The 23,191-nt window shown below is 71.7% G+C and carries 19 protein-coding genes; 7 read left to right on the top strand and 12 right to left on the bottom strand.

Annotated features, from left to right (window positions below):
* Nucleotides 1-304: 304 nt before the first annotated feature.
* On the top strand, nucleotides 305-1,162 hold the full coding sequence (locus OHV05_RS20175; RefSeq protein WP_403037405.1) for a helix-turn-helix domain-containing protein: 858 nt from the start codon (nucleotides 305-307) through the stop codon (nucleotides 1,160-1,162).
* Complete coding sequence (locus tag OHV05_RS20170) at nucleotides 1,159-1,368, top strand: DUF397 domain-containing protein (RefSeq protein ID WP_405018918.1); 210 nt, start codon at nucleotides 1,159-1,161, stop codon at nucleotides 1,366-1,368. Before OHV05_RS20175 ends, OHV05_RS20170 begins: the two co-directional genes overlap by 4 nt.
* Nucleotides 1,369-1,433: 65 nt before the next feature.
* Here the strand turns inward: OHV05_RS20170 and OHV05_RS20165 are convergent, their stop codons facing one another.
* The gene (locus OHV05_RS20165) at nucleotides 1,434-2,528 is read right to left on the bottom strand and encodes an ADP-ribosylglycohydrolase family protein (RefSeq protein WP_405018917.1); all 1,095 of its coding nucleotides are present in this window, start codon (nucleotides 2,526-2,528) and stop codon (nucleotides 1,434-1,436) included.
* A gap of 196 nt (nucleotides 2,529-2,724) precedes the next feature.
* Between OHV05_RS20165 and OHV05_RS20160 the strand changes: the two genes are divergently transcribed.
* Nucleotides 2,725-3,822, top strand: a complete 1,098-nt coding sequence (locus OHV05_RS20160) for a tyrosine-protein phosphatase (protein WP_405018916.1) — start codon at nucleotides 2,725-2,727, stop codon at nucleotides 3,820-3,822.
* Between the two features lie 154 nt (nucleotides 3,823-3,976).
* Here OHV05_RS20160 and OHV05_RS20155 read toward each other — a convergent pair whose 3' ends face one another.
* Nucleotides 3,977-6,559, bottom strand: coding sequence for a bifunctional FO biosynthesis protein CofGH (locus OHV05_RS20155; protein ID WP_405018915.1), 2,583 nt, complete (start codon nucleotides 6,557-6,559; stop codon nucleotides 3,977-3,979).
* A 179-nt stretch (nucleotides 6,560-6,738) separates the two neighbouring features.
* Here OHV05_RS20155 and OHV05_RS20150 point away from each other — a divergent pair, with 179 nt between their 5' ends.
* From OHV05_RS20150 to OHV05_RS20140, 3 genes are all read left to right on the top strand, one after another.
* The gene (locus tag OHV05_RS20150; RefSeq protein WP_405018914.1) at nucleotides 6,739-7,881 is read left to right on the top strand and encodes a LolA family protein; all 1,143 of its coding nucleotides are present in this window, start codon (nucleotides 6,739-6,741) and stop codon (nucleotides 7,879-7,881) included.
* A 63-nt stretch (nucleotides 7,882-7,944) separates the two neighbouring features.
* Nucleotides 7,945-8,871, top strand: a complete 927-nt coding sequence (locus OHV05_RS20145; protein ID WP_403037423.1) for an ABC transporter ATP-binding protein — start codon at nucleotides 7,945-7,947, stop codon at nucleotides 8,869-8,871.
* Nucleotides 8,858-9,721 carry an ABC transporter permease gene (locus OHV05_RS20140; protein WP_405018913.1) on the top strand — a complete coding sequence of 288 codons (864 nt, stop codon included), beginning with the start codon at nucleotides 8,858-8,860 and terminating at the stop codon, nucleotides 9,719-9,721. Before OHV05_RS20145 ends, OHV05_RS20140 begins: the two co-directional genes overlap by 14 nt.
* A gap of 280 nt (nucleotides 9,722-10,001) precedes the next feature.
* On the opposite strand, the gene OHV05_RS20135 is transcribed toward OHV05_RS20140, so the two are convergent.
* The 3 genes from OHV05_RS20135 to OHV05_RS20125 all read right to left on the bottom strand — a co-directional run bounded on the left by OHV05_RS20135 (nucleotide 10,002) and on the right by OHV05_RS20125 (nucleotide 12,399).
* Nucleotides 10,002-10,391: a hypothetical protein gene (locus tag OHV05_RS20135; protein WP_405018912.1), complete on the bottom strand. Its 390-nt coding sequence runs from the start codon at nucleotides 10,389-10,391 to the stop codon at nucleotides 10,002-10,004.
* Nucleotides 10,392-10,494: 103 nt separating this feature from the next.
* On the bottom strand, nucleotides 10,495-11,454 hold the full coding sequence (gene rarD, locus OHV05_RS20130) for an EamA family transporter RarD (protein WP_403037383.1): 960 nt from the start codon (nucleotides 11,452-11,454) through the stop codon (nucleotides 10,495-10,497).
* Between the two features lie 96 nt (nucleotides 11,455-11,550).
* Nucleotides 11,551-12,399 carry an SDR family oxidoreductase gene (locus OHV05_RS20125; RefSeq protein ID WP_405018911.1) on the bottom strand — a complete coding sequence of 283 codons (849 nt, stop codon included), beginning with the start codon at nucleotides 12,397-12,399 and terminating at the stop codon, nucleotides 11,551-11,553.
* A gap of 96 nt (nucleotides 12,400-12,495) precedes the next feature.
* Here OHV05_RS20125 and OHV05_RS20120 point away from each other — a divergent pair, with 96 nt between their 5' ends.
* A complete protein-coding gene (locus OHV05_RS20120) occupies nucleotides 12,496-12,879 on the top strand; it encodes a winged helix-turn-helix transcriptional regulator (RefSeq protein ID WP_403037377.1) in 384 nt (127 codons plus the stop codon).
* 35 nt (nucleotides 12,880-12,914) lie between these two features.
* On the opposite strand, the gene OHV05_RS20115 is transcribed toward OHV05_RS20120, so the two are convergent.
* From OHV05_RS20115 to nuoL, 7 genes are all read right to left on the bottom strand, one after another.
* Nucleotides 12,915-13,946, bottom strand: coding sequence for a 2-oxoacid:ferredoxin oxidoreductase subunit beta (locus OHV05_RS20115; RefSeq protein ID WP_405018910.1), 1,032 nt, complete (start codon nucleotides 13,944-13,946; stop codon nucleotides 12,915-12,917).
* Entirely contained in the window at nucleotides 13,946-15,892 is a 1,947-nt protein-coding gene (locus OHV05_RS20110) for a 2-oxoacid:acceptor oxidoreductase subunit alpha (RefSeq protein ID WP_405018909.1), read from the bottom strand. The genes OHV05_RS20115 and OHV05_RS20110 overlap by 1 nt, the downstream gene beginning before the upstream one ends.
* Nucleotides 15,893-16,080: 188 nt before the next feature.
* Nucleotides 16,081-16,743: a LuxR C-terminal-related transcriptional regulator gene (locus OHV05_RS20105; RefSeq protein ID WP_403037368.1), complete on the bottom strand. Its 663-nt coding sequence runs from the start codon at nucleotides 16,741-16,743 to the stop codon at nucleotides 16,081-16,083.
* A gap of 79 nt (nucleotides 16,744-16,822) precedes the next feature.
* Nucleotides 16,823-17,836: a polyprenyl synthetase family protein gene (locus OHV05_RS20100; RefSeq protein WP_405018908.1), complete on the bottom strand. Its 1,014-nt coding sequence runs from the start codon at nucleotides 17,834-17,836 to the stop codon at nucleotides 16,823-16,825.
* 172 nt (nucleotides 17,837-18,008) lie between these two features.
* On the bottom strand, nucleotides 18,009-19,640 hold the full coding sequence (gene nuoN / locus OHV05_RS20095; protein WP_405018907.1) for an NADH-quinone oxidoreductase subunit NuoN: 1,632 nt from the start codon (nucleotides 19,638-19,640) through the stop codon (nucleotides 18,009-18,011).
* Nucleotides 19,637-21,253 (bottom strand): NADH-quinone oxidoreductase subunit M, encoded by a 1,617-nt coding sequence (locus OHV05_RS20090; RefSeq protein ID WP_405018906.1) that lies wholly within the window; start codon nucleotides 21,251-21,253, stop codon nucleotides 19,637-19,639. The genes nuoN and OHV05_RS20090 overlap by 4 nt, the downstream gene beginning before the upstream one ends.
* A gap of 31 nt (nucleotides 21,254-21,284) precedes the next feature.
* The gene (gene nuoL / locus OHV05_RS20085) at nucleotides 21,285-23,180 is read right to left on the bottom strand and encodes an NADH-quinone oxidoreductase subunit L (protein WP_405018905.1); all 1,896 of its coding nucleotides are present in this window, start codon (nucleotides 23,178-23,180) and stop codon (nucleotides 21,285-21,287) included.
* Nucleotides 23,181-23,191: the final 11 nt, after the last annotated feature.

The raw sequence follows: 23,191 nt of genomic DNA, 5'->3' as shown, positions 1-23,191 counted from the left end.
CGCCGATGAACGGACGGACCCTTCGGGGCGGTCGGACCAGGCAGTCAACTGCCGGTCCCGACCGCCCCGTTGGCATTTCACGGCGGCGCGGGCCGCTATACCGGTTCCAGGGCCGGGGCGCAAGGGCCATGATCCCGATTGAGTGGTTTTCCGATGATCTGTTCTAGTGCCCTCCTGTGATTCCCCCGCGCCGGACCGAGTCAAGATGGCATGCTGCTCCAAGTCAGGGGGGTTGGTACCAATTTCCACAGTCTTCCGAGGCGCGCCACTCTCCGGTGCGCCAGAGGCCCGGCCGGAGGTCGATGTGTCCGCCAACATCAATCCGACAGTTCGGCGACGCAGGCTCGGCGCCGAACTGCGGCGTCTGCGCGAACTGAAGGGGCTGACCGCCGAGGAGGTGGCCGGCCGTCTGATGGTCTCCCAGTCCAAGATCAGCCGCCTGGAGAACGGGCGCCGCTCGATCAGCCAGCGGGACGTCCGGGACCTCTGCGACGTCTACGAGGTCGGCGACGAGCGGGTCAGGGCCGGGCTGATGGAGATGGCCCGGGAGTCCCGGCAGCGCGGCTGGTGGCACGAGTTCGGCGACATCCCGTACAGCGTCTACATCGGCCTGGAGGCCGAGGCCAGCTCGATCCGGGCCTACGAGTCCTCCTTCGTCCCCGGTCTGCTGCAGACCAGGGAGTACGCCGAGGCGGTGGTCGAGGGCACCCAGCCGGACACCGAAGTGGGCGCCATCAAGCGGCGGGTGGACGTCCGGCTGAAGCGGCAGAGCCGGATATACGGCGAGGACCAGCTCGGCAGTCTCTGGGTGGTGATAGACGAGGCCGTGCTGATCCGGGTGGTGGGCGGCCCGCGGGTGATGGCCGATCAGCTGCTCCAGCTGCTGGAGTTGAGCGAGCGGCCGAACATCAACCTGCAGGTGATCCCGTTCCGGCACGGTGCGCATCCCGGCATGACCGGGACATTTTCCCTGATGGAGTTCCCGGAGTCGGCGGATTCGACCGTCGTCTACTTCGAAGGAGTGACGAGCGACCTCTACCTCGAGAAGGAGGCCGACGTCCGCCGCTATACCAATCTGTACGACCACCTGCGGGCCGCAGCGCTCAGCGTCGCGGAGAGCCGGTCATTGATTCACACCTATGCAGAGGGGTTCAAGAGATGAGCACGAAGTCGACCAGCAACCTGACCTGGCGCAAGAGCAGCCACAGCGGTGGCAACGGCGCCTGTGTCGAGATCGCCGTCCCGAGCAGCGCCACCATCGCCGTCCGTGACTCCAAGGACCCCGAGGGCCCCCAGCTGCACTTCAGCCAGGAGGCGTGGGCCACGTTCGCCACCGCCACCGCCACCGGTGCCTTCGGCGAGATCTGAGACCCCGTCGCCCCGGGGAGCGGGCCGCAGGCGACCAGCCGGCGGCCCGCTCCGCTGTTCCCGGGCTACTTCAGCGGGTAGCGCTCCGACCAGGCGGCGCCGCGCAGTTCGGGCCCGTGCAGCAGTTCCAGCACGAAGTCGTCGGCCAGCTCCAGGATCGTGCCCCGGCCCTCCAGTTCGGCCAGCAGCTCGGGCGGCAGCGCCGTCTCGCCGTGCAGGGCGCCGAGCAGGCTCCCGCAGACCACGCCGGTCGAGTCACTGTCTCCGGAGTGGTTGACCGCCAGCAGCAGGCCGGACTTCAGGTCGTGCGCGACCAGGGCGCAGTAGACCCCGATCGCCAACGCCTCCTCGGCGACCCAGCCCTGGCCCAGCTCCTCGACCCGGTCGGCCGACGGCTCCCCCGCCCGGACCGCGTCCAGCGCCTTGCGCAGCGCCGCCGTGGTCTCCTCGTGGCCCGGGTGGTCGGACAGCGTGGCCAGCGCCAGGTGGACGCCCTCCTCCAGGGTGCCGCCCCTGGCCACCGTGTGCACGATCACCGCGAAGGCCCCGGCCGCCAGGTAGCCGGTCGGATGGCCGTGCGTCAACACCGAGCACTCGACCGCCAGTTGGAACACCAGGCCGGGCTCCCAGGCGGTCAACAGCCCGAACGGCGCGGCCCGCATCACCGTGCCGCACCCCTTCGACTCCGGGTTGCGCGGCGCATCGAGCGTGCCGGGCCGCTCCGCGTCCGGGCCGGTCAGCCCCGACAGGCAGGCCTGCCCGGGGGCGCGCTGCGCGTACAGCCACTCCTGCCGCCCGAGCCAGCCCAGGTCGCTCCTGCGCTCGTCCGGGCCCCAGTCGTACTGGGTCGCCGCCCAGCGCAGGTACGCCTGGTGCACGTCGGTCGGCGGATGCCAACTCCCGCCGTCCCGTTGGGCATGGGCCCGGATCAGCCCGTCCACGGTGAACAGCGTCATCTGGGTGTCGTCGGTGACCCGGCCCGCCCGGCCGTACGCGGGGACGTAGCCCGACACCCCGGCCGACCCGTGCGCGGCGCGGATGCTCTCCAGCGACTCGAACTCGATCCCGGCGCCGAGCGCGTCACCGATCGCCCCGCCGAGCAGACAGCCGCGCACCCTGCTGCGGAAGTCCTGCTGCTGCGCGCGCGACCACAGTGGCATCAACGGACGGCACCTTTCCTCGGGTACGGGAGCTGCCCGCCCCCGGCGGCGGCCGGGCTGGAGCGCATCCGCACTGTATTCGAATACCGCTCCGATTTGGACCTCCGCCCGCGAACACCAGCTCGTCAACACATTGTTGCCACAGCGCCACCCGGCGGCCATCCGGCAACGCCCGGAGGTTCCTAACGTCCGCAGCATGACCACCTCCCCCTCGCGTCTCGCCCTCGCCGTGGCCCTCACCAGCGCGCTCACCCTCGGCTCCGGCGCGCTCGCCACCGGGACCGCGCTGGCCGACTCCCCCACCCGGTCCGCCCAGCAGTCCGCCCACCGCATCCCGTTCACCGCCGCCACCGTGACCCAGCAGGCGGACGGCTCCTTCAAGCTCGACTGGACCGCCCCCGGCACCCGCCGGGTCACCGTGTACGCGGGCACCGACCGGGACGGCATCCGGCACCGCACCCCCGTCGCCCGGGGCAACGGCTCGGCCACCGTCACGGTCACCGGGCTGGCCACCGCCGACCGCTGGTTCTTCGAGCTGGTCCCGGACCGGGGCGAGTCGCTGACCGTCGCCGACCGTTCGCTGCACCTGGCCTCCGCCCCCAACTTCCGCGACGCGGGCGGCTACCGCACCGCCGACGGCCACTGGGTGAAGATGGGCGAGGTCTACCGCTCGGACGACCTGAGCAGGCTGACCGACGCCGACCTGGCCAAGCTCCAGCGGCTCGGCCTCCGGCAGGTCTTCGACCTGCGCACCCCCGGCGAGCAGAAGACCGCCCCCGACCGCATCCCGGCCGGCGCCACCGTGGTGAACGCCAACGTGCTCGGCGTCGCCGACACCGGCGCCTTCAACGTCACCTCGCCCGCAGCCGCCGTCCAGGCGATGGTCGACGCCGAGCGCGTGATGGTCGCCGCCGACAGCGCCAGGTCCGCCTACCGGAACGTGCTCCGGGCCGCCGACGACCGGCACGCGATCCTGTTCCACTGCACCGCCGGCAAGGACCGCACCGGGTGGGCGAACGCCGCGCTGCTCACCGCGCTCGGCGTGCCGCGCAGCACGGTCGAGGCCGACTACCTGGCCAGCAACGACTACCGGGCGGCGGCCAACGCGGCGATCCTGGCGCAGCTGCCGGCTCCCTACCAGGCCGTCTACAAGCCGCTGCTGGACGTCCGTCCGGAGTACCTGAACGCCGGCTTCGACGAGGTCCAGGCCAAGTACGGCTCCTTCGACCGCTACCTCAAGTACGGCCTCGGCATCGACGCCCACCAGCTCCGCGACCACCTCCTCGCGGGCTGACTTCAGGCAGGCGATCGGGCATCCACGGTCCAGGGGCTCGGGGAACTGCGAGGAGATCTGCCGTGCGGGTCACTGCGAAAGCACCTGACCCTGTACGCACGTTGAACGCTCCTTAGGTGGGCGTCGCAGTTCCCCGAGCCCCTGGTGGTTCCCCTCAGTCGAGGACGGGGAGCAGTTGCGGCAGGTGGCCGTCCGAGGCCAGGGCGGCCGCCCTGCGTTCGGGGGTGACCTCGCCGTAGGTGGTGGTGCGTTGGCGGTGGGGGCGGCCGGCGGCTTCGGCGATGGCTTCGAGGTCGCGGACGGACATGTAGCTGCCGTAGGCGGAGCCGGCCATCCGGGAGATGGTCTCCTCCATCAGGGTGCCGCCCAGGTCGTTCGCACCGGAGCGGAGCATCTCGGCCGCCCCCGCCGCCCCCAGCTTCACCCAGCTGGTCTGGATGTTGGGGATGTGCGGGTGCAGCAGCAGCCGGGCCATCGCCATCACCGCACGGTTGTCCCGCATGGTGGGCCCCGGCCGGGCGATCCCGGCCAGGTAGACCGGGGCGTTGGTGTGGATGAACGGCAGCGTGACGAACTCGGTGAAACCACCGGTCCGTTGCTGGATCTCGGCCAGCAGCCGCAGGTGCCCCAGCCAGTGGGTCGGGTTGTCCACGTGGCCGTACATCATGGTGGAGGACGAGCGGATGCCCAACTCGTGGGCGGTGCTGACCACTTCCACCCAGGTGGCGGCGGGCAGCTTGCCCTTGGTGAGCACCCAGCGGACCTCGTCGTCGAGGATCTCCGCCGCCGTGCCGGGGATGGTGTCGAGGCCGGCGGCCTTCGCCTCGGCCAGCCAGTCCCGGATCGAGAGGCCGGTCCTGGTCGCGCCGTTGACCACCTCCATCGGGGAGAAGGCGTGCACGTGCATGCCGGGCACCCGGGCCTTCACCGCCCGGGCGATGTCGAAGTACGCGGTGCCCGGCAGGTCGGGGTGGATGCCGCCCTGCATGCAGACCTCGGTGGCCCCGACCTCCCAGGCCTGCTCGGCCCGGTCGGCGACCTGGTCCAGCGAGAGGGTGTAGGCGTCGGCGTCGGTGCGCCGCTGGGCGAAGGCGCAGAACCGGCAGCCGGTGTAGCAGACGTTGGTGAAGTTGATGTTCCGGGTGACGCAGTACGTGACCTCCTCACCGACCGCGTCCCGGCGGACCGCGTCGGCGATCCCGCAGAGCGCGTCCAGCCCGGCGCCGTCGGCCCGGAACAGGGCCAGCGCCTGGCTGTCGGTGAGCCGGGTCGGGTCGTCCGCCGCGACCGCCAGGGCCTCCCGCAGGTCGCCGCCGAGCCGCTCCGGCGCCGAACTGCCGACCTGGGCGCGGAGTTCGTCCCAGTCGCCGTAGACCTCCTCGAAGTCGGCCCGCCGGTCGCCGGTCCGCCCCTCGGTGTCGATCTCCAGGTGCAGCTCGGTCCGGCCGAACGAGACCGGCAGGTCCTCCGGCTCCTGCCAGGGCAGGCCCACCGGCATCGCGTCCTCCCGGGCCAGCCCGGTCTCCGGATCGGCCAGCGCCCGGACGTGCGGCAGGATGCGCGGGTCCAGCCACGGTTCGCCGCGCAGCAGGTACTCCGGATACACCGTCAGCCGCTCGCGCAGCGCGAAGCCCTGGGCCGCCGTCCGGGCGGCCAGCTCCTCGATCTGCGGCCAGGGGCGCTCGGGGTTGACGTGGTCGGGGGTGAGCGGGGAGACGCCGCCCCAGTCGTCGATGCCCGCGCCGATGATCAACGGGTACTCCTCGTCCACCAGGTTCGGCGGGGCCTGGATCCGCGCCGACGGGCCGAGCACCAGCCGGGTGACCGCGATCGCGGCGGCCAGCTCCTCCAGTTCGGCGTCCGGCATGGCCCGCATCGCGGTGTCCGGCTTGGCCCGGAAGTTCTGCACGATCACCTCCTGCACGCCGTGGTAGCGGCGGGCGGTGCGGCGGATCGCGAACAGCGCGTCGGCGCGCTCCTCGTAGGTCTCCCCGATGCCGATCAGCACCCCGGTGGTGAACGGCACCGCGCTGCGGCCGGCGTCCTCCAGCACCCGCAGCCGGACGGCCGGCTCCTTGTCCGGCGAGCCGAAGTGCGGGCCGCCGGGCTCGGACCAGAGCCGGGTCGCGGTGGTCTCCAGCATCATCCCCATCGAGGGGGCGACCGGCTTGAGCCGCTGGAAGTCGGTCCAGCTCAGCACCCCGGGATTGAGGTGCGGCAGCAGCCCGGTCTCCTCCAGCACCCGGATCGACATCGCCCGGACGTACGAGAGGGTGTCGTCGTACCCGTGCGCGTCCAGCCACTCGCGGGCCTCCGGCCAGCGGTCCTCGGGGCGGTCGCCGAGCGTGAACAGCGCCTCCTTGCAGCCCATCGCCGCGCCCTGCCGGGCGATCTCCAGCACCTCGTCCGGCGAGAGGTAGAGACCGTGGCCGTCCTTGCGGAGCTTGCCGGGCACGGTGACGAAGGTGCAGTAGTGGCAGCGGTCCCGGCAGAGCCGGGTGAGCGGGATGAAGACCTTCTTCGAGTACGTGATGACCCCGGGCCGCCCGGCCTCGGCCAATCCGGCGTCCCTGATCCGGGCCGCCGTGGCGCAGAGGTCCGTCAGATCGGCGCCGCGGGCCCGGAGCAGCACCGCCGCTTCGGCCACGTCGAGCGCCACCCCGTCCCTGGCCCGGCGGAGTGCGCGCCGCATCGAGTTGGCCGTCGGGGCGGTCGGCTGGTCCTCCGAAGGATTCATGAGGGCGACGATACCCAGCGGTTCGTCCACCGGGATGACACGACCCTGATGTGGACTCAGGGTCGGCTGCACCCCTGGTCGTACGGGCGTCCCGCCCTCTGGGGCGATGCCCGGGAACCCGGCAGGGGCTCTAATGGTTGTGCAGAGCAGGACATCTGACGACGACAGGGGTAGAAGTCATGGTGGACCAAGTGCAGCCGTACCGATCCGGACGGCGTGCCACCGCCCGGGTGCTGGTCCCGGTCGGTGTGGTGGCCCTGACCGCGGCCGGGATCGGTCTGGTGCCCGCGATGGCCGGTGACTCGGGGCCCTCGCTGCCCGCTCTGACGGCGGAGCAGGTGGTGGCCAAGGCGCTCGGCTCCGACACCGAGGCGCTGTCCGGCACCGTGAAGGTCAAGGCCGACATCGGCGTGCCGGCCCAGCTGCTCGGCGGGCTGCCCGGCGCCGGCGGCGGCTACCGAGGCGGCGGCGACCAGGGCGGCTCGGCGGCCGCCCCCGAGGGCAAGCTGCTCGAACTGCTCGGCGGGGAGCACACCCTGCAGGTCGCGGTGGACGGTCCGGACCGCCAGCGGATCGGGCTGATCGGCGGTCTGACCGGCTACGAGCTGGTGCACAACGGCGGCGAGCTGTGGGCCTGGGACAGCAAGAGCAACGACGCGATCCACCTGACCGGCCCGGCGGCGGCCGCCGCCCAGCGGCCGAAGACCCCGCTGCCGGTCACCCCGCAGGACGCGGCCCGGAAGTTCCTCACGCTGGGCGCCGAGTCCACCTCCGTGGTGGTGGACGGCACCGCCGAGGTGGCCGGGCAGAAGGCGTACCAGCTGAGCGTGAAGCCGAAGCAGAGCGGCTCGACCATCGCCGAGGTCCGGATCGCGGTGGCCGCCGACAACGGTGTGCCGCTGGCCGTGGTGGTCCGCTCGGCCGACGGCGCCAAGGTGCTGGACGTGCACTTCAGCCAGGTCTCGTTCGCCAGGCCGAGCGCCTCGACCTTCGCCTTCACCGCCCCCAAGGGCGCCAAGGTGACGGAGCGTCGGGCCGACGCCGCCGAGGCCCCGCCCGCCCGGGACGGCGCCGCGGAGCACCTCCCGAGCGCGGCCGGGGCCGGCGGTTTCGACCTGGTCGGCCAGGGCTGGGCCACCGTGCTCACCGGCAAGCTGCCTGCGGGCGAAGGGAGTTCGTTCGCCAAGGCGCTCGGCAAGCCGGTCGGCGGCGGCACCCTGATCGGCACCAAGGTGCTGAACGTGCTGATCACCGACGACGGCCGGGTGTTCGCCGGTGCGGTCACCCCGCAGGTGCTGCAGAGCGCGGCCGGGGTGAAGTAGGTGGCTCTTCTCGAGCAGTCGGACGGCCGGGCGGCCACCAACCGCCCGGCCGCCTCGGCGGACGTGATCCGCACCAGCGGCCTGACCAAGCGGTTCCGGGGCGGGCAGCTGGCGGTGGACAACCTGGACCTGACGGTCCCCAGGGGGTCGGTCTTCGGCTTCCTCGGCCCGAACGGCTCCGGCAAGACCACCACCATCCGGATGCTGATGGGCCTGATCGCCCCGACCGCCGGGGTGGCCACCGTGCTCGGCGAGCCGATGCCCGGCGCGGTCTCCTCGGTGCTGCCCCGGGTCGGCGCCCTGATCGAGGGCCCGGCCCTGTACGGCTTCCTGTCCGGCCGGGACAACCTGGCCCGGATCGACGCCGCCGACCCGACCACCGACCCGCGCACCCGGTCCCGCCGGGTCGACGAGGCGCTGGACCGGGTCGGGCTGACCGCCGCGGCGGGCAAGAAGGCCCGGGCCTACTCGCTCGGCATGAAACAGCGGCTCGGGCTGGCCTCGGCCCTGCTCCGGCCGCGCGAGCTGCTGGTGCTGGACGAGCCCACCAACGGCCTGGACCCGCAGGGCATGCGGGAGATCCGCGCGCTGATCCGGGAGGTCGCGGCCGACGGCACCACCGTCTTCCTCTCCTCCCACCTGCTCGACGAGATCGAGCACGTCTGCACCCACGCGGCCGTGATGGCCAAGGGCCGCCTGCTGGTGCAGGGCACGGTGGCCGAGCTGGCCGCCCGTGCCTCGGGCCGCCTGGTGGTCCGTACGCCCGACGTCGCGCTGGCCGCCGAGGTGCTGGCCGGCCGTCAGGTCACCGACCTGACGAACGACGAGGACCGGGTCTCCGGCACCCCGCTGGGCGACCAGGAACTGCCCAAGCTCTGCGCCGCCCTGGTCGAGGCCGGGGTCCGGGTGCACGGCTTCGGCGTGGAGCGCGGCACACTCGAGGACGCCTTCGTGGCACTGACCGGGGAGGGTTTCGATGTCGCTGGTTGAGACGCGGCCGATGGCCGCCGCCGTGGCGGTGCGGGGTTCGCTCTCGCTGTTCCGCAGCGAGCTGGGGCTGACCTTCCGTCGGGCCAGGACGATCACCCTGCTCGGCATCCTGGCCGCACTGCCGGTGCTGATCGGCCTGGTGATCAAGTGGCAGACCGACGAGTCGGGGGGCGGCGGCGGTCCGGCCTTCATCGCCCAGGTGACCCAGAACGGCCTGTTCCTGGTCTTCACCTCACTGGCCGTCACCCTGCCGATCTTCCTGCCGATGACGGTGGGCGTGGTGGCCGGTGACTCGATCGCCGGTGAAGCCGCCTCCGGCACCCTGCGCTACCTGCTGGTCGCCCCGGCCGGGCGGACCAGGCTGCTGGCCGTCAAGTTCGCGGCGGGGATGACCTTCTGCCTGGCCGCCACCCTGGCTGTCGCGCTGTCCGCCCTGGCCACCGGCGCGGCCCTGTTCCCGCTCGGCGAGGTCACCCTGCTCTCCGGCGACACCGTCGGCCCCGGGGCGGCCCTGTTCCGGGCGGTCCTGGTCGCCCTGGTGGTCGCCGCCTCACTGGCCGGGCTGGTCGCCATCGGCCTGTTCGTCTCCACCCTGACGGGCAGTGGGATCGCCGCCATGGCCACCACGGTGGTGCTGGTGATCACCGTGCAGATCCTGGACACCTTCCCCCAGCTGCACGCCATCCAGCCCTACCTCTTCACCCACCACTGGCTCAGCTTCGGCGACCTGCTCCGGCAGCCGATCTACTGGGACAACGTCCTGCAGAACCTCGGCCTCCAGGCCGTCTACGTAGCCGTCTTCGGCTCCGCCGCCTGGGCCCGCTTCACCTCCCGCGACATCACTGCGTGAGCTCGGCGCAGCGCTGCAGGCAGGCGCTCAGCGGTCGACTACCCAGGGGCTCGGGGGCGGTGCTGTAGGCAGGCGTTCAGCCGTCTACTACCCAGGGGCTCGGGGCTCTGCTGACTTGCGGCTCCGCCGCGTGGGCGAGGAGATCTGGCGCCGGGGTCACTGCGAAAGTGCCTGACCACCTACGCGACGATCACCTTTTCCGAGGCCGGCGTCGCCCACGCGGCGGAGCCGCACATCAGCAGAGTCCCGAGCCCCTGACTCTTCCGAGCCACCTGCATCGTCAGGCAGTACGCGAGGTCGCGGCTGCGCAGGCGAGGACCGGGAGTTGGGTCGGGGAGACCAGGAAGAGCGGGGACCAGCCGGGGCAGACCAGGCGGACACCGGCCGTCAGGCCGTGCAGGCGGGCCCGGTGCGACCCCTTGAGCTCGACCCGGTCCAGCCGGTAGGGGGACTCCAGGGTGATCGCCGGGTGGCCGGGGCGCTGCCAGCGGAAGGTCACGGGGCCGCCGGGGTGGGCGGCACTGAGCAGGAGCTCACCGGTTTCGGCGGCATCCATCTCGCGGCGGACGGCGGGCACCCGCAATGCCCCTCCGGAGGCCAGGACCAGGGCCCCGTCCACCGCCCCGGCACGTCGGAACGGCCGGGCCACCCGAGCGCTGAGCTGGACCATCGCGACTCCTCCCGGGCCTCACCGAGCTGTGGCACCCCGGACGTTAGCAGGAGTGCGGCCCGGTTGAGGAGATCCGGAAACGAGTTCTTCACACCACGGGACGTCAGGCCGAGAGCGCCCGCTCCGGTGCGTCGGCCACCGCGACCGGCCGCGCGAGCGCGGCCGCCGCCCGGTTCTGCCGGAGCCGCCGCAGCGCGTCCCAGCTCAGCATCACCAGCGCGACCCAGACCAGGGCGAACCCGGCCCAGCGGGCGGGCGGCATCTGCTCGTGGAAGACGGTGATCCCGAGCAGGAACTGGAGCACCGGCGCCAGGTACTGGAGCAGCCCGAGGGTGCTCAGCGGCACCCGCAGGGCGGCCGCGCCGAAGCAGAGCAGCGGGATCGCGGTGATCACCCCACTGAGCATCAGCAGGCCCGAGTGTCCCCAGCCGGCGACCCCGAAGCTGCCCTCGCCGCGGACCGCCAGCCAGATCAGGAAGGCCACCGCGAAGGGGAACATCACCGCGCTCTCCAGCGCGAAGCTCTCCTGGCCGCCGAGCGCGACCTTCTTCTTGAGCAGGCCGTAGGTGCCGAAGGAGAACGCCAGGGTGAGCGCGATCCAGGGCAGTCGCCCGTAGCCGACGGTGAGCACCACGACCGCGGCCGTTCCGACGCCGACCGCCACCCACTGGGCGGTGCGCAGCCGTTCGCGCAGCAGCAGGACGCCGAAGGCGATGGTGACCAGCGGGTTGATGAAGTACCCGAGGCTGGCCTCGACCACGTGGCCGGCGTTCACCGCCCAGATGTACACGCCCCAGTTGACCGTGATGGTCATCGCGGCCAGCACCGAGAGGGCCAGCCTGCGGGGCTGGGCGAGCAGCGGCCTGATCCACGCCCACCGGCGCTGGACCAGCAGCAGCAGGGCCACGGCCACCAGCGACCAGGTCATCCGGTTGGCCAGGATGTCGACCGCGCTGCTGGGCTCCAGCAGCGGCCAGAACAGCGGGAAGAGCCCCCAGATTCCGTACGCGGCCACGCCGTAGCCGATCCCGTTGCCGCTGCCGGCCTCTTGCTTCCCCGCCATTGACCGGCCGCCCTCCGCGCGCACTGCTCTCCGGTCGAAGGTAGCGGCAGGGAGGGCGGGCTGTCATCTCCGTATCAGGGTTTGACTCATGACAGGTCAGACGGCCGCGGCGACCGTCTCCGCCAGCGGGGTGGTCGGACGGCCGATCAGCTTGCTCAGCTCGCCCTGGTGCCGGGCCAGCTCGCCCCGGGCGATGGCCGCGTCGACCTCGACCAGGATCGTGGCGAAGCCCTCGGGCAGACCGGCCCCGACCAGGACGGCCCGGTGCTGCTCGGCGGGCAGGTCGCGGTACTCGACCGGCCGGCCCGAGGCGGCGGCCAGCGCGGCCGCGTACTCCGAGAAGCTCCAGGCGCTGTCCCCGCTGAGCTCGTACACCCGGTTCGCGTGGCCCTCGCCGGTCAGCACCTCGACGGCCGCGTCGGCGTAGTCACGGCGGCTGGCGGTGGCGATCCGGGCGTCGCCGTTGCTGCCGACCACGGCGCCGTGCTCCAGGGCGACGGCGGCGTTGGCGGTGTAGTTCTCGGTGTACCAGCCGTTGCGCAGGAAGACGTAGGGCAGGCCGGAGGCCAGCACGGCCGCCTCGGTGCCCTTGTGGTCGTCGGCCAGCGCGAAGTTGGCGTCGTCGCCGCCCAGGATGCCGGTGTAGGCGAGCAGCGCGACCCCGGCCGCCTTGGCCGCCTCGACCACGGCGGTGTGCTGCGGGATGCGGGTGCCGACCGCGTTGCCCGAGATCAGCAGCACCTTGTCGCCGGCCCCGAAGGCGGCCGCCAGCGTCTCGGGCCGGTCGTAGTCGACCACCCGGACGTCGACGCCCCGGGCCGCCCAGTCGGCGGCCTTGTCGGCCGAGCGGACGGCCACCGCGAGCTCGGTGGCGGGGACCTTGGCCAGCAGGCCCTCGACGACCAGGCGGCCGAGCTGTCCGGTGGCTCCGGTGACGACGATCATGACGTTCTCCCTGCGGTGGGCTCTTGTGCTGACAGCACTCACCGTATGTACTGGACTTACCAATCGGAAGTACGCACTTCGAAGTAGGGTACTGACATGAAGGTAAGTGTCGAGGAGCTGCAGCACCCGCCGGACGTCAACGACCGGATGTGCCCGTCCCGGGGCGTGCTGGAGCACGTCACCAGCCGCTGGGGCGTGCTGGTGCTGATCGCGCTGGCCGAGCGGGAGTACCGGTTCAGCGAGCTGCGCCGCCGGGTCGCCGGGGTGAGCGAGAAGATGCTCGCCCAGACCCTGCAGAACCTCGAGCGGGACGGCTTCGTGCACCGCGAGGCGCACCCGGTGATCCCGCCCCGGGTCGACTACCGGCTCACCCCGCTCGGCGTCGAGGCGGCCGAGCTGGTCGGCGGCCTCGCGCACTGGGTGGAGCGGCACACCCCCACCGTGCTGGCCACCCGGCTGGTGTACGACGCCGCCCGCTGACCCCACGGCGGGGGCCGGCGGGCGGCGGGGCCGGGTCAGGCCACCGTCCAGGTGTCCTTCCCGGTCAGCAGGGCACCCAGGTCGCCCCGGCCGTGCTGCTCGACGGCCAGGTCGAGCTGATCGCCCATCAGGTCGTCGTAGACCGGCCGTCGGACCGCCCGCAGCACCCCGATCGGGGTGTGGTGCAGGGTGTCGGCGTCGGCGATCCGGGACAGCGCGAACGCCAGTGCCGGGTTGGGGTGGTGGGCGTCGTGCACCAGCACGTCCGCCCGGTTCTCCTCGCTGAGCGGCGCCACGTACAGCTCGCCGACCGCGTCCCGGAAGACGCCCCGGCCGGCGAAGGTGACCGGCTGCCCGTGCTCCAGCCGGATCAGCGCCTCGTCCCGGGTACCCGGGTCCTTGAGCACCTCGAAGGCGTTGTCGTTGAAGATGTTGCAGTTCTGGTAGATCTCCACCAGCGCGGTGCCCTGGTGCTCGGCGGCCGCCCGGAGCACCGACTGCAGGTGCTGGCGGTCCGAGTCGATGGTGCGGGCGACGAAGGTGGCCTCGGCGCCGATCGCCAGCGAGAGCGGGTTGAAGGGGTGGTCCAGCGAGCCCATCGGGGTGGACTTGGTGATCTTCCCGACCTCACTGGTGGGCGAGTACTGACCCTTGGTCAGCCCGTAGATCCGGTTGTTGAACAGCAGGATCTTCAGGTTGACGTTCCGGCGCAGCGCGTGGATCAGGTGGTTGCCACCGATCGACAGCGCGTCGCCGTCACCCGTCACCACCCAGACCGACAGGTCCCGCCGGGAGGCGGCCAGGCCGGTGGCGATCGCCGGGGCACGGCCGTGGATCGAGTGCATCCCGTAGGTGTTCATGTAGTACGGGAAGCGCGAGGAGCAGCCGATGCCGGAGACGAAGACGGTGTTCTCCCGCCTGATGCCCAGCTCGGGCATGAACGCCTGGACGGCGGCCAGGATCGCGTAGTCCCCGCAGCCGGGGCACCAGCGCACCTCTTGGTCGGTCTTGAACTCCTTGGCGGTCTGCAGCGCCTCGGCCTTGGGGACCAGTCGAAGGCTCTCCATCACTTCTCCTCCAGAGTGCCGATGGCGGCGGACAGCACGTCGGCCAGCTGGGCCGCCTTGAACGGCAGCCCGCGCACCTGGTTGTAGGACTCCGCGTCCACCAGGTACTTGGCCCGCAGCAGCAGGGCGAGCTGGCCGAGGTTCATCTCCGGCACGATCACCTTGTCGTACGCCTTCAGGATCGAACCCAGGTTCGCCGGGAAGGGGTTGAGGTGCCGCAGGTGGGTCTGCGCCACCTCGCCGCCGTCGGCCCGGAGCCGGCGGACGGCCGCGGTGATCGGGCCGTAGGTGGAGCCCCAGCCGAGCACCAGCACCCGGGCCTTGCCGGAAGGGTCGTCGACCTCCAGGTCGGGGACGTCGATCCCGTCGATCTTGGCCTGCCGGGTGCGGACCATGAAGTCGTGGTTGGCCGGGTCGTAGGAGATGTTCCCGGTGCCGTCCTGCTTCTCGATCCCGCCGATCCGGTGCTCCAGGCCGGCCGTGCCGGGCACCGCCCACGGGCGGGCCAGCGTGGCCGGGTCGCGCTGGTACGGCCAGAACTCGCCGTCGTGGTTCGGTCCGGTGGCGAAGTCCGGGTCGATGGACGGGAGTTCGTCCACCGTCGGGATCCGCCAGGGCTCCGAGCCGTTGGCCAGGTAGCCGTCCGAGAGCAGGAAGACCGGGGTGCGGTAGACCACCGCGATCCGGGCCGCCTCCAGTGCGGCGTCGAAACAGTCGGCCGGGGTGGCCGGGGCCACGATCGGCACCGGCGCCTCGCCGTTGCGGCCGAACATCGCCTGCAGCAGGTCGGCCTGCTCGGTCTTGGTGGGCAGGCCGGTGGACGGGCCACCGCGCTGGATGTCCACCACCAGCAGCGGGAGTTCGAGCGAGACCGCCAGGCCGATGGTCTCCGACTTGAGCGCCACCCCGGGGCCCGAGGTGGTGGTGACGCCGAGCGCCCCGCCGAACGCGGCGCCGAGCGCGGCACCGATCCCGGCGATCTCGTCCTCGGCCTGGAAGGTCCGGACGCCGAAGTTCTTGTGCCGGGACAGCTCGTGCAGGATGTCCGAGGCCGGGGTGATCGGGTAGGAGCCCAGGAAGACCGGCAGGCCGGAGCGCTGCCCGGCCGCGATCAGGCCGTAGGACAGCGCGAGGTTGCCGGAGATGTTCCGGTAGGTGCCGAGCGGCAGCCTGGCCGGGGCCACCTCGTAGGAGACCGCGAAGTCCTCGGTGGTCTCGCCGAAGTTCCAACCCGCCCGGAACGCCGTGATGTTGGCCTCGGCGATGTCCGGCTTCTTGGCGAACTTCTGCCGCAGGAACGCCTCCGTCCCGTGGGTGGGCCGGTGGTACATCCAGGACAGCAGCCCGAGCGCGAACATGTTCTTCGCCCGCTCGGCGTCCTTCCGGGCCAGGCCGGAGTCCTTGAGCGCCTCCAGGGTGAGCGCCGTCAGCGGCACCCGGTGCACGTGGTACGCCTCCATCGAGCCGTCGGCCAGCGGGTCGGCGGCGTAACCGACCTTCGCCAGCGCGCGCTTGGTGAACTCGTCGGTGTTGGCGATGATCTCGGCGCCGCGCGGCAGGTCGCCCAGGTTGGCCTTGAGCGCCGCCGGGTTCATCGCGACCAGCACGTTCGGCGCGTCACCCGGGGTGAGGATGTCGTGGTCCGCGAAGTGCAGCTGGAACGACGACACGCCGGGCAGGGTCCCGGCGGGGGCCCTGATCTCGGCCGGGAAGTTCGGCAGCGTCGAGAGGTCGTTGCCGAACGACGCCGTCTCCGAGGTGAAGCGGTCACCGGTGAGCTGCATACCGTCACCGGAGTCCCCGGCGAACCGGATGATCACCCGGTCCACCCGCCGGATCGGCTTCGCGGGGCGCTGCCGCACGCCCGGGGGCGGGACCGGCCCCGAACGGCCGTCGCCGCCGTCAGAGCCGTCCACTGCCTCTGCCTGATCCACCTGACTGGTCACTGCCGCGGACCTCCTCGTGGGCGCCAGGCGCGGGCGTGAGCCGTGTGCCCCGTCCGCGTGGTGCACTGCTTCGCATCCTAGGCGGCCGGAACCCGCGCGGGCCGTAACTTCGGGTCAACGGCGGGGCCCTCCACCGGTACACAACGTTGACGCTAGGGGTCTTCATGCCCCGCGCAGGGGTGGCTCGATCAGGACTGTAGGTAGGTGAGCACCGCCAGCACCCGACGGTGGTCCTCGGGGCTCTGGCCGAGGCCCAGCTTGAGGAAGATGTTGCTGACGTGCTTCTCCACCGCGCCGTCCGAGACCACCAGCTGCCGGGCCACCGCGGCGTTGGTCCGGCCCTCGGCCATCAGCCCGAGCACCTCGCGCTCGCGCGGGGTCAGCCCGGCCAGCACGTCGCCCTTGCGGCTGCGGCTGAGCAGCTGCTGGACCACCTCCGGGTCCAGCGCGGTGCCGCCGTCGGCCACCCGGACCACCGCGTCGACGAACTCCCGCACCTCGGCCACCCGGTCCTTGAGCAGGTAGCCGACGCCCCGGGTGGAGCCGGCCAGCAGCTCGCTCGCGTACTTCTCCTCGACGTACTGGGACAGCACCAGCACGCCCAGCCCCGGGTACAGCCCGCGCAGCGTGACGCAGGCCCTGACCCCCTCGTCGGTGTGGGTCGGCGGCATCCGGACGTCGGCCACCACCACGTCCGGCAGCGCGTCGCCGGCGGCCAGCTCCTGGACGGTGCGGACCAGCGACTCGCCGTCCCCGACGCCCGCGACCACCTCCAGGCCCCGGTCGGTGAGCAGCCTGGTCAGGCCCTCGCGCAGCAGTACGGAGTCCTCGGCGATGACGACACGGAGCATGACGGCCTTTCGGGCAGGGAGACCGGACGGCGTCCAGTCTCCCGCATCCGACGATCCGTCATGTCGGGCGGGCTCCCCGTCACATGGTGCGGATGGCCACCGCGTCGCACAGGCCCTGCAGGGCCGCCTTGGCCGGGCAGTCCGGCAGCGGGGCGAGCAGCGCGCGGGCCTCCTCGGCGTAGCGCAGGGTGTCCCGGCGGGCGCGCTCCAGCGCCGGGTGCCGGCGCAGCAGCTTGAGCGCCTCGGCGTGCAGCTCGTCGTCGGCCGCCAGGTCGAGGGTGAGCAGCTCGCGCAGCCTGAGGTCCTCGGGGTCGGCCTGGTCCACCGGCATCTGCTGGAGCAGCAGGATCGGCAGCGTCGGCACGCCCTCGCGCAGGTCGGTGCCGGGGGTCTTGCCGGACTCGTGGCCGTCGCTGGCGATGTCCAGCACGTCGTCGGCGAGCTGGAACGCGGTGCCCATCCGCTCGCCGTACAGGCGGAGGATCTCGACCGCCTCGGGGGTGGCGCCGGCCATCAGCGCGCCGAGGTGGCAGGCCACCGCGACCAGCGAGCCGGTCTTGCCCGCGATCACGTCCAGGTAGTGCTGGAGCGGGTCGTCCTCGGGGCGCGGGCCCGCGGTCTCCAGGATCTGACCGGTGACCAGCCGCTCGAAGGCGTCGGCCTGCAGCCGGACCGCCGCCGGGCCGAGGTCGGCCAGCACCTGGGAGGCGCGGGAGAACAGGAAGTCGCCGGTCAGGATGGCGACCGAGTTGTCCCAACGGGAGTTGGCGCTCGGCGCGCCCCGCCGGACGGGGGCCTCGTCCATCACGTCGTCGTGGTACAGGGTGGCCAGGTGGGTCAGCTCGACCACCACGGCGGCGGGGACCACACCGGGCGCGTACGGGTCGCCGAACTGGGCGGCCAGCATGACCAGCAGCGGGCGGAAGCGCTTGCCGCCGGCCTCGATCAGGTGGCTCGCGGTGACGGTGATGAACGGGACTTCGCTCTTGACCGTCTCGGTCAGGGACGCCTCGACGGCGTCCATGCCGGCCTGGACGTCGCTGGTGAGATCGCGGTCCTGCACGCTCAGCCCGAAGGGCCCCACGACGGTCACGCAGACCACTCCTGTCCCTGGTCGATTCGCGGCCTGGTCCCTGAGTGCCGCCGCTGGCCTACTAGGAGGGTATCCGGTCGCGAGTGGATCACTGCACGGGCGTGCGGACCTCCCCGGGCCCTGTCACGGAACAGGGCCCGCAGCCTGCGGCTACGGGCCCTGTCGCGGTCGCTCAACGCGTGAAGACCGAGGCCGAGGAGGCCAGGTCGAGGAAGTACTGCGGGGCCAGCCCGAGCACCAGGGTGACCAGGACGCCGACCGCGATGGCGGTGCTGGTGAGCACGCTGGGCACGGCCACGGCGGGCCCGCCCGGACGCGGGTCGGAGAAGAACATCAGCACGATCACGCGGATGTAGAAGAAGGCCGCGACGGCCGAGCTGAGCACACCGACGATCACCAGCGGCGTGGCGCCGCCGGCCGCCGCCGCCTGGAACACCGCGAACTTACCGGTGAAGCCCGAGGTCAGCGGGATGCCGGCGAAGGCCAGCAGGAAGAGCGCGAAGACCGCCGCCAGCAGCGGCGAGCGCCGCCCCAGCCCGGCCCAGCTGGACAGGTGGGTCGCCTCCCCCTTGGAGTCGCGCACCAGGGTCACCACCGCGAACGCGCCGAGGGTGACGAAGGAGTACGCGGCCAGGTAGAAGAGGACCGCCCCGACGCCCTGCTTGTTGGAGGCGATCACGCCGGTCAGGATGAAGCCGGCGTGCGCGATCGAGGAGTACGCCAGCAGTCGCTTGACGTCCTGCTGGGTGACCGCCAGCACCGCGCCGACCACCATGGTCAGGATCGCCACGCCCCACATGACGGGCCGCCAGTCCCAGCGCAGGCCCGGGAAGGCCACGTAGAACAGCCGGAGGAAGGCCCCGAACGCGGCCGTCTTGGTGGCCGCGGCCATGAAGCCGGTGACCGGGGTCGGCGCGCCCTGGTAGACGTCCGGGGTCCAGGAGTGGAACGGCACCGCGCCGACCTTGAAGAGCAGGCCGACCGAGAGCATCGCCAGGCCGATCAGCAGCAGCGCGTCGTTCTGGGTGGAGCCCGCGAGCGCCGGGGTGACCTGGGCGACCCCGGAGACCACGTCGGCGATCTCGCCCAGCCGGACGGTGCCCGCGTAGCCGTACAGCAGCGCGATGCCGAACAGGAAGAAGGCCGAGGCGAAGGCGCCGAGCAGGAAGTACTTGACCGCCGCCTCCTGGGAGAGCAGCCGGCGGCGCCGGGCCAGCGCGCAGAGCAGGTAGAGCGGGAGGGAGAAGACCTCCAGCGCGACGAACATGGTCAGCAGGTCGTTGGCGGCCGGGAAGAGCAGCATGCCGCCGACCGCGAACAGGGTGAGCGGGTAGACCTCGGTGGAGGCGAACCCGGCCCGGGTGGCCTGCCGCTCCTGCTCGCTGCCGGGGACGGACGCGCCCTGCGGGACGAAGGCGTCCACGGCGTTGCCGTTCAGCTTCGGCTCCAGCCGGCGCTCGGCGTAGGTGAGCACGGCCACCGCGGCGGAGAGCAGGATCAGGCCCTGCAGGAACAGCGCGGGGCCGTCGATGGCCACCGCGCCCATCGCCAGCAGCCCGGCCTCGGTGGAGGCGTGCCCCTGGGCGGCCAGCACCACCACGGCGCCGAACGAGGCCGCCAGGCCGAGCAGCGCGATGGTGACCTGGGCGCCGTACCGGGCCCGGCGCGGCAGGAACGCCTCGGCCAGGATGCCCAGCAGGGCGGCCCCGAAGACGATCAGCATCGGCGAGAGCTGGCCGTACTCGATGTGCGGCGCCGGGATGCTGGGGCTGTTGCCGCCCGCGGCGGCGAGCCAACCGCTCACTTGTGCTCACCTCCGGTGGTGGCGGCGACCGGGTGGGCCGGTGCCGGGTCGGTCTGCTGCACCTGGGACATGGTGGCGTCCACGGTCGGGTTGACCAGGTCGGTGAGCGGCTTGGGGTAGACGCCCAGCAGGATGGTCAGGGCCACCAGCGGGGCCACCACGGCCAGCTCACGGACCTTCAGGTCCGCCATGCCCGCCACGCCCTCCTTGACCGGGCCCGTCATGGTGCGTTGGTAGAGCAGCAGCGCGTACAGCGCGGCCAGCACGATGCCCAGGGTGGCGATGATCCCGATCACCGGGTACTTGGCGAAGGTGCCGACCAGGACCAGGAACTCGCTGACGAACGGGGCGAGCCCGGGCAGCGAGAGGGTGGCCAGGCCACCGATCAGGAAGGTCCCGGCGAGCACCGGGGCGACCTTCTGCACCCCGCCGAAGTCGCTGATCAGGCGCGAGCCCCGACGGGAGATCAGGAAGCCCGCAACCAGCATCCAGGCGGCGGTGGAGATGCCGTGGTTCACCATGTAGAGGGTGGCACCGCTCTGCGCCTGGGTGGTGAAGGCGAAGATGCCCATGATGATGAAGCCGAAGTGCGAGATCGAGGCGTACGCGACCAGGCGCTTGATGTCCTTCTGACCGACCGCCAGCAGCGCGCCGTAGACGATCCCGATCACGGCCAGCACCAGGATCACCGGCCCGAAGGTGGTGGACGCGTCCGGGAACAGGCCCAGGCAGAACCGGAGCATCGCGAAGGTGCCGACCTTGTCCACCACGGCGGTGATCAGCACGGCCGTCCCGGCGGTGGCCTCGCCCATCGCGTTCGGCAGCCAGGTGTGCAGCGGCCAGAGCGGGGCCTTCACCGCGAAGGCGAAGAAGAAGCCCAGGAAGAGCGCCTTCTCGGCGGTCGGGTCGATCACCAGCTTGCCGCTCGCGATCGCGTCGGTCAGCGTCGGCAGGTCGAAGGTGGCCAGGCCCTGCCCGGAGGCGATCACGTACAGCCCGATCACGGCGGCCAGCATGACCAGACCGCCGAGCAGGTTGTAGAGCAGGAACTTGACGGCGGCGTACGAGCGCTGGGCGCTCGCGTCCGGCCCGCCGGCCCGGTCGCCGAAGCCGCCGATCAGGAAGTACATCGGGATCAGCATGGCTTCGAAGAAGACGTAGAACACGAAGACGTCGGTGGCCAGGAAGGAGACGATCACCATCGCCTCGACCGCCAGCACCAGGGCGAAGAAGCCCTGGGTGCGGCGGAGGTTCTCGAAGGTGCCGTCCGGGTTCTGGATCGGCTCCGCGTCGTGCCAGGAGGCCAGCAGCACGATCGGCACCAGCACCGCGGTGAGCAGCACCAGGACCGCGCCGATCCCGTCCACGCCGAGCGAGAAGCTGATCCCGAACGACCTGATCCAGCTGTACGACTCGGTCAACTGGTACCGGTCACCGCCGGGTTCGTACCGGACGGCGACCAGCACGGCCAGCACCAGGGCGGCCGTCGAGACGGCCATCGCGGTGAGCTTCGCCGTCCGCCGGCGGGCCTCGGTGGTGCCGCCCGGCAGCGCCGCGGTGAGCACCGCCCCGGCGGCGGGGACGGCACAGGTGGCGGTCAGCAGGTAGCTCATCGCCGTACCTCCCTTACGGAGTGAGAGGACATCAGACCGACCTCATCAGGAGAGTGGTGGCGACCAGCACCAGGGTGCCGCCGAACATCGAGAGCGCGTAGGTGCGGACGTAGCCGGTCTGGATCCGGCGCAGCCGGCCGGAGATCCCGCCGATCGTGGCGGCCAGGCCGTTCACGAAGCCGTCCACCGCCTTGCTGTCCAGGTAGACCAGCGAGGCGGCCAGGGCGGAGCCGGGGCGGACCAGCACGGCGTGGTTGAAGTCGTCCTGGAGCAGGTCGCGACGGGCCGCCCGGGTGAGCAGCGAGCCCACCGGCGGGGTGACCGGCACCGGGGCGCGACCGTACATCAGCCAGGACAGCAGCACGCCGCCGGCCACGCAGACCGAGGTGAGCACGGTGACCGTGGTGGCGTTCAACGGCGAGTCGCCGTGGGCCAGTCCGGTGACCGGCTCCAGCCAGCCGACGAAGGACTCGTTGAAGGCGAACAGCCCACCGGCGAAGACCGAGCCGAAGGCCAGCACGACCATCGGCAGCGTCATGCTGGCCGGGGACTCGTGCGGGTGCGGCTCGTGGCCCTCCGCGTCGGGCTGCCAGCGCTTCTCGCCGAAGAAGGTCAGGATCATCACCCGGGTCATGTAGAACGCGGTGACGGCCGCGCCGACCAGGGTGCAGAGGCCGAGGATCCAGCCCTCGGTGCCGCCCTTGGCGAACGCCGCCTCGATGATCTGGTCCTTGGAGAAGAAGCCGGACAGCCCGGGGAAGCCGATGATCGCCAGGTAGCCGAGGCCGAAGGTGACGAAGGTGACCGGCATGAACTTCCGCAGGCCGCCGTAGTGCCGCATGTTCACCTCGTCGTTCATGCCGTGCATGACCGACCCGGCGCCGAGGAACAGCCCGGCCTTGAAGAAGCCGTGCGTCACCAGGTGCATGATGGCGAACGCGTAGCCGATCGGGCCGAGACCCGCCGCCAGCACCATGTAGCCGATCTGCGACATGGTCGAGCCGGCCAGCGCCTTCTTGATGTCGTCCTTGGCACAACCGACGATCGCACCGAACAGCAGCGTCACCGCACCGACCACCACGACCACGGTCTGGGCGTCGGGGGCCAGGTTGAAGATCACGCTGGACCGGGTGATCAGGTAGACGCCGGCGGTCACCATGGTGGCCGCGTGGATCAGGGCCGAGACCGGGGTCGGGCCCTCCATCGCGTCCCCGAGCCAGGACTGCAGCGGCACCTGGGCGGACTTGCCGCAGGCGGCCAGCAGCAGCATCAGCGCGATCGCGGTGAGCTTGCCCTCGCTCGCCTGCTCGGCGGTGCCGAACACCCCGGCGAACGTGACGTCGCCGAACTCGGTGAACATCAGCATGATGCCGATCGACAGCCCGAGGTCGCCGACCCGATTGACCAGGAACGCCTTCTTCGCGGCCACCGCGGCGCTGGGCTTGTGCTGCCAGAACCCGATCAGCAGGTACGAGGCGAGCCCGACGCCCTCCCAACCTGCGTACAGCAGAAGGTAGTTGTCCGCCAGCACGAGCAGCAGCATGGCGGCCAGGAAGAGGTTCAGGTAGGCGAAGAAGCGACGGCGGCGCGGGTCGTGCGCCATGTAGCCCATCGAGTAGATGTGGATCAGTGTCCCGACACCCGTGATCAACAGCACGAAGGTGACCGAGAGTTGGTCCAGCTGGAAGGCGATGTCGGCCTTGAAGCCGCCGACCTCGATCCAGCTGAAGAGGCGCTGGGAGATCGAGCGGTGCTCGGCCTCCCGGCCCAGCATGTCCGAGAACAGTGCCAGGCCGAGCCCGAACGAGGTGGCGGCCAGCGCGGTGCCGAGCCAGTGCCCGTAGCGGTCGAACAGCCGACCGCCCAGCAGCAGCAGGGCAGCACCGAGCAACGGGGCCGCCACGAGCAGCGGAATGAGTGAGTTCACCGTGGGCCCTC

Origin of the sequence: Kitasatospora sp. NBC_00070, assembly GCF_045041205.1 — a bacterium.
GTDB lineage: Bacteria > Actinomycetota > Actinomycetes > Streptomycetales > Streptomycetaceae > Kitasatospora.
The sequence above is the reverse complement of the archived record's forward strand: the minus strand, read 5'-3'. Positions and strand labels throughout refer to the sequence as shown.